At 66.8% G+C, this 12,715-nt stretch carries 12 protein-coding genes; 7 read left to right on the plus strand and 5 right to left on the minus strand.

Translation table 11 applies throughout. The annotated features are described in order from the left end of the window. The first annotated feature begins 159 nt into the window (after window positions 1–159). From ASG63_RS00465 to ASG63_RS00475, 3 genes are all read left to right on the plus strand, one after another. A complete protein-coding gene (locus ASG63_RS00465; RefSeq protein ID WP_056210992.1) occupies window positions 160–2,919 on the plus strand; it encodes a phosphoenolpyruvate carboxylase in 2,760 nt (919 codons plus the stop codon). 130 nt (window positions 2,920–3,049) lie between these two features. Then, complete coding sequence (locus ASG63_RS00470; RefSeq protein WP_056210994.1) at window positions 3,050–4,024, plus strand: HpcH/HpaI aldolase/citrate lyase family protein; 975 nt, start codon at window positions 3,050–3,052, stop codon at window positions 4,022–4,024. A 220-nt stretch (window positions 4,025–4,244) separates the two neighbouring features. Further along, entirely contained in the window at window positions 4,245–4,679 is a 435-nt protein-coding gene (locus ASG63_RS00475) for a GlcG/HbpS family heme-binding protein (protein WP_056210996.1), read from the plus strand. 107 nt (window positions 4,680–4,786) lie between these two features. Here the strand turns inward: ASG63_RS00475 and ASG63_RS00480 are convergent, their stop codons facing one another. After that, window positions 4,787–5,656 (minus strand): outer membrane protein, encoded by an 870-nt coding sequence (locus ASG63_RS00480; protein ID WP_056210998.1) that lies wholly within the window; start codon window positions 5,654–5,656, stop codon window positions 4,787–4,789. A 231-nt stretch (window positions 5,657–5,887) separates the two neighbouring features. Here ASG63_RS00480 and ASG63_RS00485 point away from each other — a divergent pair, with 231 nt between their 5' ends. Both ASG63_RS00485 and ASG63_RS00490 read left to right on the plus strand, forming a co-directional pair. Then, window positions 5,888–6,067 (plus strand): hypothetical protein, encoded by a 180-nt coding sequence (locus ASG63_RS00485; protein WP_056189372.1) that lies wholly within the window; start codon window positions 5,888–5,890, stop codon window positions 6,065–6,067. 131 nt (window positions 6,068–6,198) lie between these two features. Beyond that, entirely contained in the window at window positions 6,199–6,417 is a 219-nt protein-coding gene (locus tag ASG63_RS00490; RefSeq protein ID WP_056211000.1) for a hypothetical protein, read from the plus strand. A 7-nt stretch (window positions 6,418–6,424) separates the two neighbouring features. Here the strand turns inward: ASG63_RS00490 and ASG63_RS24850 are convergent, their stop codons facing one another. The 3 genes from ASG63_RS24850 to ASG63_RS00500 form a co-directional block, all read right to left on the minus strand. Then, entirely contained in the window at window positions 6,425–6,595 is a 171-nt protein-coding gene (locus tag ASG63_RS24850) for a hypothetical protein (RefSeq protein WP_200957514.1), read from the minus strand. 28 nt (window positions 6,596–6,623) lie between these two features. Next, window positions 6,624–7,382 (minus strand): competence/damage-inducible protein A, encoded by a 759-nt coding sequence (locus tag ASG63_RS00495; RefSeq protein WP_056211002.1) that lies wholly within the window; start codon window positions 7,380–7,382, stop codon window positions 6,624–6,626. 69 nt (window positions 7,383–7,451) lie between these two features. Continuing rightward, the gene (locus ASG63_RS00500; protein ID WP_056211004.1) at window positions 7,452–9,719 is read right to left on the minus strand and encodes a lytic transglycosylase domain-containing protein; all 2,268 of its coding nucleotides are present in this window, start codon (window positions 9,717–9,719) and stop codon (window positions 7,452–7,454) included. A 187-nt stretch (window positions 9,720–9,906) separates the two neighbouring features. Between ASG63_RS00500 and dapA the strand changes: the two genes are divergently transcribed. Beyond that, on the plus strand, window positions 9,907–10,806 hold the full coding sequence (dapA, locus tag ASG63_RS00505) for a 4-hydroxy-tetrahydrodipicolinate synthase (RefSeq protein WP_056211006.1): 900 nt from the start codon (window positions 9,907–9,909) through the stop codon (window positions 10,804–10,806). Between the two features lie 82 nt (window positions 10,807–10,888). Further along, window positions 10,889–11,362 (plus strand): SsrA-binding protein SmpB, encoded by a 474-nt coding sequence (gene smpB / locus ASG63_RS00510; protein ID WP_056189358.1) that lies wholly within the window; start codon window positions 10,889–10,891, stop codon window positions 11,360–11,362. 554 nt (window positions 11,363–11,916) lie between these two features. Here the strand turns inward: smpB and ASG63_RS00515 are convergent. After that, window positions 11,917–12,591 (minus strand): LabA-like NYN domain-containing protein, encoded by a 675-nt coding sequence (locus tag ASG63_RS00515; protein WP_056211007.1) that lies wholly within the window; start codon window positions 12,589–12,591, stop codon window positions 11,917–11,919. Window positions 12,592–12,715 lie beyond the last annotated feature (124 nt).

The following is a 12,715-nucleotide window of genomic DNA, read 5'->3' on the forward strand; positions in this document are numbered from 1 at the left end:
GCCGGCCTAGCCGAAATCGATCTCGCTAGTGGGGAGGGGCGACGCGACTGAAAACCCGACGGCTGGCGCCGATCCCATGCCGGCGGGGCGCAACAGACCAATCCATTGGCTGCCTCCGTCGCGGTCAATCGGCTGATACTTCCCTCGAGGTGGCCTTCGATGACGGATACCCTTCACGCCCCGGTCGGAGCCGTCGACCACGCCTTCGCGCCGCCCGTCATCACGGGCACCTCGTCGAAGGAAGCGCTCGACATCCTGTTCCATGCCCTCCTGGACGTAGCCCGCCGGCACGAGCCCGAGCTCGAGGACGTGCTGCACGGCCGCGCCAACATCTCGGAATTCTCGCCCGAGCTGCTGGCCCGCGCGCTGCAGGTGCAGGGCATCTGGTTCCAGCTCCTCTCGATCGCCGAGCAAAACGCCGCCATGCGCCGGCGCCGTCAGGTCGAGCGCACCAAGGGCCGCGAGGCGCTGAGCGGCAGCTTCAGCGCCGTGCTGGCCGATGCGGCGGCGAATGGCATCAAGGCGCCGGAAATCCACGCGCTGCTCAAGGATCTCCGAATCCGCCCGACGATCACCGCGCATCCCACCGAGGGCAAGCGCGTCACTGTGCTGGAGAAGTTCCGTCGCATCTACCTCGTGCTGCGCGAGCTGGAACTGCCGCGCTGGACCGAGCGCGAGCGCAACGGCCTGATGAACGAGCTGCGCGACCAGATCGAGCTCGTCTGGATGACGGGCGAACTCCACCTAGAGAAGGCCACCGTCGAGCGCGAGGTCGCCTGGGGTCTGCACTTCTTCGACGAGACGCTGTTCGAGATGCTGCCCGAGGTGCTCTATTCCCTGGAAGAGAGCCTGGCGCAGTACTACCCGGACGAGAAGTTCGAAGTGCCGGCGTTCTTCCAGTTCGGCTCCTGGATCGGCGGCGACCGCGACGGCAACCCCTACGTCACCTCGTCCGTCACCCGCACCACCCTGCAGCGCAACGCCCTCGCCTCCCTGCGGCGCTACCGCGACGGCGTGACGTCCCTCGGGCGCACGCTCTCCCTCACCGAACGCTCGCTGCCGGTGCCGGCGACCTTCAAGGCCGAATTGGCGCAGATGCTGGCCGAGAGCGGCGACGGCCGCGCCATCGCCAACCGCAACCCGGGCGAGGCCTACCGGCAGTTCCTCACCTGCATTCTGCGCAAGCTCGAGGCGACGATCCTGCGCAACAAGGGTCAGCGCTCGACCGGGCCCGACTACCCGAGTGCCGACGGCCTCATCAACGACCTGCGGACCCTGGAGCAGGGGCTCGCCGACGCGAAATGCGCCTCGCTGGCGATCGACTTGGTGCGCCCGGTGCGGCGCATGGTGGAGATCTTCCGCTTCTCCACCGTCCGCCTGGATCTGCGCGAGAACACCACCCGCACCACCAAGACCCTGCAGGCCCTGTGGATTCAGTCCCATGGGCAGAACCGCACCCCGCCCGACGTCGATTCACCCGAGTGGAAGAAGTGGCTGATCGAGGAACTGGCCAAACCCCGGACCGGGGAGCGAAGCTTCGACGACCTGCCGGACGACGCCCGCGAGACCCTGGAGACCTTCGCGCTGGTGGGCGAGATGCGTGAGCAGCTCGACCGCGAAGCCTTCGGCGCCTTCATCCTGTCGATGACCCGCTCGGTGCAGGACATCCTCGGCGCCTACCTGCTGGCCAAGGAGGCCGGCAACTTCCTCGACGCCACCGGCACCGAAATTTGCTGTCTGCCGATCGTGCCGCTGTTCGAGACCATCGACGATCTCCGCGCCGCGCCTGCGATCATGAAGGAGCTGTTCTCGATCCCGGTGGTGCGCCGCTCGACCCGCTGGCAGGGCGGCGTCCAGGAGGTGATGATCGGGTACTCGGACTCGAACAAGGACGGCGGCTTCGTCGCCTCGAACTGGGAACTTTACAAGGCGCAAGACAAGCTGACCCAGCTCGGCAAGGCCTCCGGCGTGCCGATCGCGTTCTTCCACGGCCGCGGCGGTTCGGTCAGCCGGGGCGGCGCTCCGACCGCCCGGGCCATCGCGGCCCAGCCACCGGGCTCGATCAACGGACGCTTCCGCACCACCGAGCAGGGCGAAGTCGTCTCGTTCAAGTATGCCAACCGGGGTACCGCCGCCTACCAGATGGAGCTTTTGGCCTCCTCGGTCTTCGAGCACGCCCTGAAGTCGGAGCGCGAGGCCGCCAAGATCCCCCGTAACGAGTTCGACGATTGCCTGGAGGCGCTGTCGGGCGCCTCGCGCGCGGCCTACGTCAACCTGATCCAGCACCCCGATCTGGTGACGTATTTCGGCGCCGCGAGCCCCCTCGACGAGATCGCGCTCCTCAACATCGGCTCCCGCCCGGCCCGTCGCTTCGGCGCCCGGTCGCTCTCCGACCTGCGCGCCATCCCGTGGGTGTTCGCCTGGTCGCAGAACCGCCACGTCATCACGGGCTGGTATGGTGTCGGTTCGGGCCTCAAGAGCTTCCTCGACGTGCGCGGTCAGCAGGGCGAGGCCCAGCTGCGGCGGCTGTTCGCTGAATCGAAGCCGTTCCGGCTCATCCTCGACGAGGTCGAGAAGACGCTGCTGATGGTCGATCTGGAGATCGCGCGCGACTACGCGAGCCTCGTCCCCGACGAGAACGCGCGCAACAGCATCTTCCCGATGATCGAGGCCGAGTACGCCCTGACCCGCGAGATGGCCCTGCGGGTCAGCGGCGGCCGCGAGCTCGCCGAGCGCTTCCCCCTGTTCCGCGACCGCCTCAACGGGCGCCTGCCGACCATCAACCAGGTCAGCCGCGAGCAGGTCGAGCTCCTGCGCCGCTTCCGCTCGGAGGAGGACGAGGATCGACGCGAGGCGGTGAAGTCCGCCCTGCTGCTCTCGATCAATTGCATCGCCGTCGGCTTCGGCGCGACGGGGTGATCCATTTGTCCCAAGACCGAAGACCGCCACCGGCCCTCGGTCTTGCGCGCAGCCGCACCCGGACGGGTATGGTGGCCCGACCGTCGGGTCTCCTGAACGACCCAATCATTCGCAACAGGAAGGAATCCCCATGAGCTTTACCCTGATCCAACAGGCCACGCCGCGCCTCCACCGCTCGGAACTCGCCGTCCCGGGCTCCAACCCGACCTTCATGGAGAAGTCGGCCACCTCGAAGGCCGACGTGATCTTCCTCGATCTCGAAGACGCGGTCGCTCCCGACGACAAGGAGCAGGCCCGCAAGAACATCATCCAGGCGCTCAACGAGATCGACTGGGGCAACAAGACCATGATGATCCGCATCAACGGTCTCGACACCCACTACATGTACCGCGACGTGGTCGACATCGTTGAAGCGTGTCCGCGCCTCGACATGATCCTGATCCCCAAGGTCGGCGTGCCGGCCGACGTCTACGCCATCGACGTGATGGTGACGCAGATCGAGCAGGCCAAAAAGCGCGAGAAGAAGATCGGCTTCGAGGTCCTGATCGAAACCGCTCTCGGCATGGCCAACGTCGAGGCGATCGCCACCTCGTCGAAGCGCCTGGAGGCCATGTCCTTCGGCGTCGCCGACTACGCCGCTTCGACCCGCGCCCGCTCCACCGTCATCGGCGGCGTGAACAAGGACTATTCGGTCCTGACCGACAAGGACGAGGCCGGCAACCGCGAGACCCATTGGCAGGACCCGTGGCTGTTCGCCCAGGCCCGCATGATGGTCGCCTGCCGCGCTTATGGCCTGCGCCCGATCGACGGTCCCTTCGGCGACTTCTCCGATCCGGACGGCTACACCTCCGCTGCCCGCCGCTGCGCCGCGCTCGGCTTCGAAGGCAAGTGGGCGATCCACCCCTCGCAGATCGACCTCGCCAACGAGGTGTTCACCCCGTCCGCTGCCGAGGTCGACAAGGCTCGCCGCATCCTGGCGGCCATGGAAGATGCCGCCAAGGCCGGCAAGGGCGCCGTGTCCCTCGACGGCCGCCTCATCGACATCGCCTCCATCCGCATGGCCGAGGCGCTGATCGAGAAGGCCAACGCGATGTCGGCGAGCTGAGGGCTCGGCCCGACGCCTGACGAAACCCGCAACTCGGCCGCCCCTCTCGGGGCGGCCCTTTTGTTTGGTGACCGGTCCGCAGCTTGGCCGGCACCAAGACCGCCCGTCATTCGTTAATCCACGCCCGCCATGGCCAAGCGTTGCGGCAAACCTGCAAGAGCGAGCCGACTGACGGGCGCATGACATAAGACCCTCACCAGGTATTCAGGGAGATCCCATCATGCACGTGACCATCGAAGACGCGCACAAGGCCATCGAGGCCGCCCGCGCGAAGGCCGCGGAGCTCGGCACACAGATGTGCATCGCCGTCGTGGATTCCGGCGGAAACCTGAAGGCCTTCTACCGGATGGACGGCGCCTGGGTCGGCTCCATCGACATTTCGCAGAAGAAGGCCAAGACCTCTGTCTTCTTCGGCATGATGACCGGGCAGATCGGTCAGCTCTCGCAGCCCGGCGGACCGCTCTACGGGATCGAGCATTCGAACGACGGCCTGATCACCTTCCCGGGCGGCATCCCGATCGTCGACAAGGACGGCGAGATGTCCGGCGCCATCGGCGTCAGCGGATCGACGGTCGAGAACGACCATGCGGTGGCGCTGGCCGGCGCAAGCTGCATCGGGTCGACGGAGCTGCCCGCGCACCCCTGGCGGACCTGATCTGCGCGCGAACCCCCTTCGAACAGCGAAAAGCCCCGCTCGCGAGAGCGGGGCTTTTCCTTGCGGGCCACGAGCGCGACGGCCCCGCGGGGCCGCCGGATCGAAGCTTACATCGAGCCGAACTTGTAGTTGAAACCAGCCTTGATCAGGTTGCCCTCGGTGTTGAAGCGCGAGGTGTACGAGCCGGTCGCCGGAGCGCCGAGACCGGTGTTGTTCACCAGAACGTTGCGGCTGCCGAGGTCGTAGCGGAGATACTCAGCCTTCAGCGTGATGGCGCTGGCGCCGAGGAGGCCGCCGATGAAGTTGAAGCGGTTCAGGAAGCTGTCGGTGGGGATCGCGTACTCGATTCCGCCGCCGTAGACGTAGCCCGTCTCCATGCCCTTGTAGCGACCGAAATAGGCCAGCTGGTTGGCGGTGTTGAAGAAGTCGGCCTGGTACTTGACCTCGCCGTAGGCGAAACCACCGGTCCCGTACACGAGGAACCGATCGAAAGCGTAGCCCAGGCGACCCTGGACGGTGCCGAGATAGTTCAGACGGTTCCGGTAGCTGCTCGGATCCGGGATGAAGTTGTTCTGGGCGATGGCCGGGCCGAAATAGTCGCGGCGCTTGCCGATGTCGGTCCAGGTGACGTCGGCCTCGGCGCCGACGACGAGGCCGGAGCCCGGGGTGAACTGGTAGTTATAGCCGATGCCGCCACCGATGTTGCCGATGCCATCCTGCTCGGCCTTGAAGCTGGGAGCGCGGCGGCCGAGAGCGACGTTCGTGGCGGTGTTGGCGTTGTTGCCGACCGTGCGAATGGTCTGGCTGTCGCTGAAGGTGTAGGAGCTGTGCGTTCCCACGTAGAAACCGGTCCAGGTGAAGACCGGCACCGGCACGAAGACCGGCGGGGGCGCCTGACGGCGCGGAAGGTCGGCGGCATTTGCTGCGCCGATGGCGGCGAGCGAAGCGAGGCCAGCCAGGAAAGTCTTTGCAATCATCGGGGTGTCTGTCCCAGGGTCGGAGAGTTGCCGTCAAGCTACTCGCGGTTGTCCAAGCCGACTATGCCCCGCAAGCCACACCCCCCTCGGAAGCGTCAGACGGCGTAAGAAATTCCGGCGGACGGCCCCGTCGGCATGCGAGCCGCGATGCACTGCGGGGGCCGACAACGGCCGGTTAAGCACGTCGCGCTATCCCGGTCCGGCACCCCTCCAGCCGTGACAGGAGCGACGATGACACGGGACCAGCTCGCCGCCGAACTGAAGCGCATCGCCACCGACCAGGTCAGTGACATCGAGCGCGCGGTCAAGGACGGCCACAAGACGATCGCCCTGAATGAGATCGCTGATCTCAACCGTAACCTGAAGGCCCTCGCGGCTGCCGTGAAAGGCAAGGGCCTGGTCCGAGCCTGACGTCGGCGCCGGCACATTTGCGTGTGCCGGCTCCCGAGATGTCGGGAGGGCGAGGAAAAGCTCGACAGATCGGTTGACCATTCCTGACCTTCGGCCGCATGTTCCTGATATGTTCTTACTCAGGATCGCTTATGCAGCCACGGTCCACCTCCACGCCTGCCTGGACTTCGCCTGCGGCGGCGATCGTGGCCGCCTACCTGGAAGAGGCCGGCGGCGATGCGGTTCTCGCGCTCCATCGCGCGGTGGCCGATGCCCTCACGGACCTGTGCGAGGCCGAGCGCCGGACCCTGCGCCGGGATCGCCTCATCTCGCACGGCTACGTCCGGGGTCGGCCCGACCAGAACGATTAGGGAGGGCTCACACCGCACCGTCGGAGGCTCTTTGCGCCTCGACCTCCGGCGCGACCCGACCGAAGTTCAGAACCGCCACCAGGGCGGTGTCATTGAAGATGTTTCCGATCAGGGCCGGCGGGAAGAGGCGCCCGGCATCGTCGCTTATCGAGCCGAGCCAGACGAAGAGGGCGATCACGATGGGAGCGGGCCGGTTCTGGGATTCTTCAGGCGGGCGTGCCGCTGCGCAATCTCGCGAGCAGCGCGTCCACCTCGGCCCGGGCGGCGTCCAGAGACGTGGCTTCCCGGCCGCGCACCACGATGCGATTGGCAAAACCGTTCGGCGTCATCGACGGATAGGAGCCGATCGAGACCGTGGGATGAGCCTTGGCGATGGCCGCGAGACCGCCGGCATAATTGCCTTCGGGTAGATTGCCGGCCTCGATCGTTTCCGACAGGACCTTGGCGCCGGTCATCAGCGTCGGCCCGACATTGTCGAGCATGGCCTGCATGATCCCCGGCACACCCGCCATGACGATGACGTTGTCGATGCGGAAGCCCGGCGCCTTGGAGATCGGGTTGGCGATGAGATCGGCCCCGGCGGGGATGCGTGCCATGCGAAGGCGGGCCTCGTTGAGGTCCTCGGGCTTGTGGCGCTCCAGCAGCATCGCCTTCGCCCGCGGATCCACGTCAATCGCGACGCCGAAGGCGGCAGCCACGCAGTCGGCGGTGATGTCGTCGTGGGTCGGGCCGATGCCCCCGGTGGTGAACAGGTAGGTGTAGGAAACGCGCAGGGCATTGATGGCAGGGACGATGCGGTCGGCCTCGTCGGGAACGATCCGCACTTCCTTCAGGTCGATGCCGATGGCGGTGCAATAGTCCGCGATCGTACCGATGTTCTTGTCCTTGGTGCGCCCGGACAGGATTTCGTCACCGATGACCAGGACGGCGGCGGTGACGGCGGCGGTTTCGGCGGGTTCGGGCACGGCGGATCCGGGGCAAGCGGGGGAGACCCTGCCAAGTAGCGCGGCTGGACCCGCCTGACCACGCGACCTTCAGCGCGCCCCGCGCTGAAGGTCGCCGTCGATGAGGAGGGCGCTCTTGCCGTCCAGGCGATTGCGGTAGACCTGCAGGTTCTCCATCACCCGCTGAACGTAGTTGCGCGTCTCGGTGAACGGGATGCGCTCGACCCAGTCGATGGGGTCGACACCGCCCTTGCGGGGATCGCCGTAGGCGTCGATCCATTTCTTCACGTTCCCGCCGCCGGCATTGTAGGAAGCGAAGGCAAGGATGTAGGAGCCGCGCCAATCCTCCATCAGTTCGCCGAGATGGGCCTGACCAAGGCGGGCATTGTAGGCGGGGTCACTGGTCAGGCGGTCCGGGTCGAAGCTGGCGCTGACCCGGCGCGCCGTGCGCTGGGCGGTGGCCGGCATCATCTGCATCAAGCCGCGGGCGCCCACGCTGGATTGCGCCTGCGGGTCGAATTGACTTTCCTGCCGAGCGATGGCGAAGACCATCGCCTTCTCCACCAGAGGAACGGCGGCCGAAGCCTCGTAGTTCGGGATGCCGATGGTCGGGTAGGCGTGGGCGTCGAGCGGTAGCCCGCGCTGCACCGCGATCTTGCCGATGGCGACGAGGGCGCGGGAGTTGCGCTGCTCTGCGGCGACGTTGCCGAGCGCTTCGAGTTCGGCCGCATCCGTGAGGCGGTTCGCCGTATCGATGTAGAGCGGTAGCGCGAGGTCGCGGATCGCGGCAGCCTCCAGCATCTTCAGGGCACGGACGTAGAGGCGCTGGTCGAAGGCGGCCTGCTGGGTCGCGTCGAGGCTGGGGATGCTGCGCAGGGACAGGCTGGAACGTCCGAGTTTGGTCCGCGCCAGTTGTCCGTAATACGCGATGGGCTGGAGAGCGGCGCGCTCGTAGAAGGTCTTGGCGGACCCGGCCTGGCCCATCGCCTCGGCGGCCCGGCCCTGCCAATACGCGGTGCGGGCGAGCGAGATCGGCGTCTCGGCAATCCGGGCGGCCTCGTCGAAGTGCTGCGCCGCCTTCGCGGCATCGTCCTGGAAGCGAAGGGCGATCCAGCCGGCGTGAAACTCGGCCTCGATGCGCTTCTCCACCGTGCGGGCGCAGGGGGCGCGGGCCACCGCATAGGCGGCGGCGGGGTCGTTGGCGTCGATGAGCTTGCGGGCGACGATCCGGCGCTCGACCCACCATTCGTCGCCGTCGACCAAAACGTCCGCGTTGGTCGGCGCGGTGGCCAGAATCGCGGCCGCCTCCACGACCTTGTCGTGGCGGCGCAGGTACTGCGCCCGGGACAGGATGTAGGAGGAATCGCTGCGCAGCGACGGCGGGACCGCGTTGAGGGCGGCAGGCGCGGTCGAACTCTTGTCCTCCACGGCTCGGCGGGCACGGACCAGGGTCGCGTAGCTGCCGCCGGCCAGGGTCGCGGCGCGACCGGCCGTGTCGTAATCCTCCTTCAGAAGGGCCCGCTCCATGCGGTAGCGGTGATCGATCCGGGTCAGAACCGACGGAAAGGCATCCAGCACCTTCGTCTCGAGATTCCGGCCGAAGGTTTCCGAGCGCCACAGGTCGCGCACCAGAGCGGCGGCGTCCCCGTCGAGGCCGTCGGCCTTGAAGGCCAGCGCCAGAGCGAACTTGCCCGGCGCACTCGCCGGCCGCGAGGCGGCGAAGAAGGCCCGCACCGTGGCGGAATTCCTGCGCTCGGTCAGCAAGGCCTCCTCGGCGCGGCGGCGCAGGAGGGGGCCGGCCGGCCAGTCGGGATTGCTGCGCGTGAAGGCGACGGTGCGTTCGAAGCCGATGCCGGCACCGGCCCGGATCGCCACCCATTCGAGGAGCGCGCGCGCGGCCGGGTCCTTGACCCCGTCGCGCAGACGGTCGCCCTCGGAGACGCGCCCCTTGCGATAGGCGTCGATGGCTTGGCGCAGGGCCGGCAGGTCCACGTCAGGCGCCACCTGTGCCGCCCGGGCCGGGTCCGGCACATCGGGAATCGGAGCTGCGGGCGAAACCGCCGCGTCGGGAAGCGGAAACGCGATGCCGGCCTCAGGGTCGGCGGAGGCATAGGCCTTGGCGGCGGTGGGAAGAACCTGGCTCGGGGCGGCCTCCGGTGCTTTCGCGTCGATCTTGAGCGCGTCCGCCGCGACCGGGTCGGGGATCTTGGCTTCGGGCAGTGCCGCGGAGGGCGCCACCGCGTCGCTCGCCGGCCGCAGGCTCGGCTCCCCGTCCGGGCCCGCCGAGGCCGCGAGAGCGCCGGCCGAAGCCAGGCTGAGGGCCAGTATCAGGGCCGCGCGTTGCGTCGAGAACACCATGGTTCTTCCAGTCCCATCACCGTGGACAGACCTTCAAGCTCACCCGAAGGGCATTAAGAAGGCATTAACCCCATGAAAGCAGCGTTTGCGCCGGTGCGGGCGACGGCCTATGTCTCCCCGTCCGCGCGAAGCGGTGCCGCTGCCGGACAACCGGCGCATGACGAGACCGACGTCTGGGAACGCCAGGATGACCGAGACCTCCACACGACGCCTCAGGGGCGCGATGTCCGCCCTCGTGACTCCGTTCAAGGACGGCGCCTTCGACGAGGCGGCCTTTCGCAAATTCGTGAATTGGCAGATCGCCGAGGGCATCCACGGGCTCGTTCCCACCGGTACCACCGGCGAGAGCCCGACCCTGAGCCATGCCGAGCACGACCGGGTGGTGGAGATCTGCATCGAGGAGGCCGCCGGCCGCGTTCCCGTGATCGCTGGCGCCGGCTCCAATTCCACTGCCGAGGCGGTGGAGCGCGCCCGCCACGCCGAGAAGGCGGGAGCGGATGCCGTACTCGTGGTCACGCCGTACTACAACAAGCCGACCCAGGCCGGCCTCTACGCGCATTTCAAGGCCGTGAACGACGCCATCGGCATTCCGATCATCCTCTACAACATTCCCGGGCGCTCCATCGTCGATATGAGCGTCGAGACGATGGCGCGCCTGTACGAACTGAAGAACATCGCCGGCGTGAAGGACGCAACGGCCAAGCTCGACCGGGTCAGCCTGCAGCGCCAAGCCATGGGCGAAGACTTCATCCAGCTTTCGGGCGAAGATGCGACGGCGCTCGGCTTCAACGCTCATGGCGGCCACGGCTGCATCTCGGTGGTCTCGAATGTCGCGCCACGGCTCTGTGCCGATCTCCAGGAGGCGAGCCTCGGTGGCGACTATGCCAAAGCGCTGCAGATCCAGGACCGGCTGATGCCGCTGCACGCCAGCATGTTCGTGGAGCCGAACCCGTCACCGGCGAAGTACGCGCTCGCGCGGCTCGGTCTGATGACCGACGAGGTCCGGCTGCCGCTCCTCACCGTCAGTGCAGAGACGAAAACCTTGGTCGACGCAGCCCTGCGTCACGCGGGCCTGCTCGACGCCTGAGCCCGACTGGCAAAGCGGTCCGCGCAGAACCATATTCCTCGGCCCGGTCGCGATGGCGCGACCGGCCTGACCCGACGTTGTGATGGCTCCCAAACCCGAATCGAACCGCCGCGTCGTCGCTGATAACCGCGCCGCCCGCTACCACTACGAGATCACCGATACGCTGGAGGCCGGACTCGCCCTGACGGGGACCGAGGTCAAATCCCTGCGCAAGGGCAAGGCGACGATCGGGGAGGCCTATGCAGGCCCGTCCGGCACCGACCTGATGCTGTTTAACGCCTACATCCCGGAATACGTCGAGGCGAACCGCTTCAACCACGAGACCAAGCGGCCCCGCCGGCTCCTGCTCCATCGTAAGCAGATCAACAAGCTGATCGGCGCCACCCAGCGTGAGGGCTTCACCGTGGTGCCGCTGAAGATCTACTTCAACGAGCAGGGACGCGCCAAGATCGAGCTCGGCCTCGGTCGGGGCAAAAAGCTGCACGATAAGCGCGAGGCCTCGAAGGAGCGGGATTGGCAGCGCGACCGCGCCCGCATCATGCGTGACAAGGGCTGAGGCCACGAGTGGTTCGCGGGCCCGGGCAATGCCGCGGCCATTAAGATCGGGGTCAGACGACATGCGGCAGCGCGTCCGCTGTCCGGGCGCCTACGGGTCGTCAGACGTTGCGCGCTAGCCCTGTTTTCCGAAGGCGGCCGAGAACCCATAACGCCATCCGCGTCCGCCGGCGGGCCACACCGAGCATCGTCACTGGGTCCCCGCCGGCCAGCGGCAGGAACGGGTCGTGCCGGACATCGGCCCAGACGGCGCATCGGTCACGCGGGACAGGATCGTCTGCACCGTGATCGCCGCCTCCAATTTGAGCTGGAGACGTCACGGAGCAGGTTGCGCCATTCCGGCATCGCCGTCACGCGCCGCTACAAACGCTGGAACGAAGCTTATGCGACGGGATAGGCTGTCGCCCAAACGTTGCTCTTGTGCCTCGACCGAGGTGCCGATGACTTCTGCCAGGACGGCTCGATACCCGTCGGCCGGCATGACGTTCGACCGGGCGACGGGATCGCCCGGCCTTATCCTTCAGTCTCTGCGGCAAGCGCCAGTCTTCCGACGTTTCAGGGCTCGACCGCCTCATCGCTCTGGCGAATGCCGTAACGGCTTTCCAGAGCGGGGCTCGGCCGCGCCGAGCGCTCCGGCGTCTCGCCGCGGAAGCGGGTTCCCGTATCGCCGGAATTTCGGCTGTCCGGGGCGCGCGGGCTTCGCTCGCCGGGATCGCGGCCGATCCGTGCGATCAGTTGCGCGAGATCCACGAACTCGTCGGCCTGCCGGCGCAGATCGTCCGCGATCATCGCGGGCTGCGTCTGGATCGTGCTGACGACCGTGACCCGAACACCGCGGCGCTGCATCGCCTCGACCAGGGACCGAAAATCCCCATCGCCGGAGAAGAGCACCATGTGGTCGATATGGGGGGCCAGTTCGAGCGCGTCGATCGCCAGCTCGATATCCATATTGCCCTTCACCTTCCGCCGACCCATCGAATCGACGAATTCCTTCGCAGGCTTGGTGACCACACGAAAGCCATTGTAATCGAGCCAATCGATCAGCGGACGAATGGACGAATATTCTTGGTCTTCAACAATTGCCGTATAATAAAAGGCGCGAAGAAGCGAATCTCTTGACTGGAACTCTCGGAGAAGACGTCGGTAATCGATGTCGAACCCGAGTGCCTTTGTCGCTGCGTAAAGATTCGCGCCATCAATAAATATGGCGCTGCGCTGTTGTGCGCTCATGGGTTGACCCGCTTAAGAGGAAGACAAAAAACGAATATCTTTGTAAAAAATGGTGGGCGACCCCGAACCTTATGCTTGCTCCTCAGCCCTGGTTGCAGATGCTCAGAATGCACTCGAAGCAAAA

Source organism: Methylobacterium sp. Leaf94 (genome assembly GCF_001426045.1).
Classification (GTDB): Bacteria; Pseudomonadota; Alphaproteobacteria; order Rhizobiales; family Beijerinckiaceae; genus Methylobacterium.

Coding starts and splice junctions, on each gene's coding strand:
- ASG63_RS00465 (WP_056210992.1), top strand. CDS start 160: ATGACGGATACCCTTCACGCCCCGGTCGGAGCCGTCGACCACGCCTTC.
- ASG63_RS00470 (WP_056210994.1), top strand. CDS start 3,050: ATGAGCTTTACCCTGATCCAACAGGCCACGCCGCGCCTCCACCGCTCG.
- ASG63_RS00475 (WP_056210996.1), top strand. CDS start 4,245: ATGCACGTGACCATCGAAGACGCGCACAAGGCCATCGAGGCCGCCCGC.
- ASG63_RS00480 (WP_056210998.1), bottom strand. CDS start 5,656: ATGATTGCAAAGACTTTCCTGGCTGGCCTCGCTTCGCTCGCCGCCATC.
- ASG63_RS00485 (WP_056189372.1), top strand. CDS start 5,888: ATGACACGGGACCAGCTCGCCGCCGAACTGAAGCGCATCGCCACCGAC.
- ASG63_RS00490 (WP_056211000.1), top strand. CDS start 6,199: ATGCAGCCACGGTCCACCTCCACGCCTGCCTGGACTTCGCCTGCGGCG.
- ASG63_RS00500 (WP_056211004.1), bottom strand. CDS start 9,719: ATGGTGTTCTCGACGCAACGCGCGGCCCTGATACTGGCCCTCAGCCTG.
- dapA (WP_056211006.1), top strand. CDS start 9,907: ATGACCGAGACCTCCACACGACGCCTCAGGGGCGCGATGTCCGCCCTC.
- smpB (WP_056189358.1), top strand. CDS start 10,889: ATGGCTCCCAAACCCGAATCGAACCGCCGCGTCGTCGCTGATAACCGC.
- ASG63_RS00515 (WP_056211007.1), bottom strand. CDS start 12,591: ATGAGCGCACAACAGCGCAGCGCCATATTTATTGATGGCGCGAATCTT.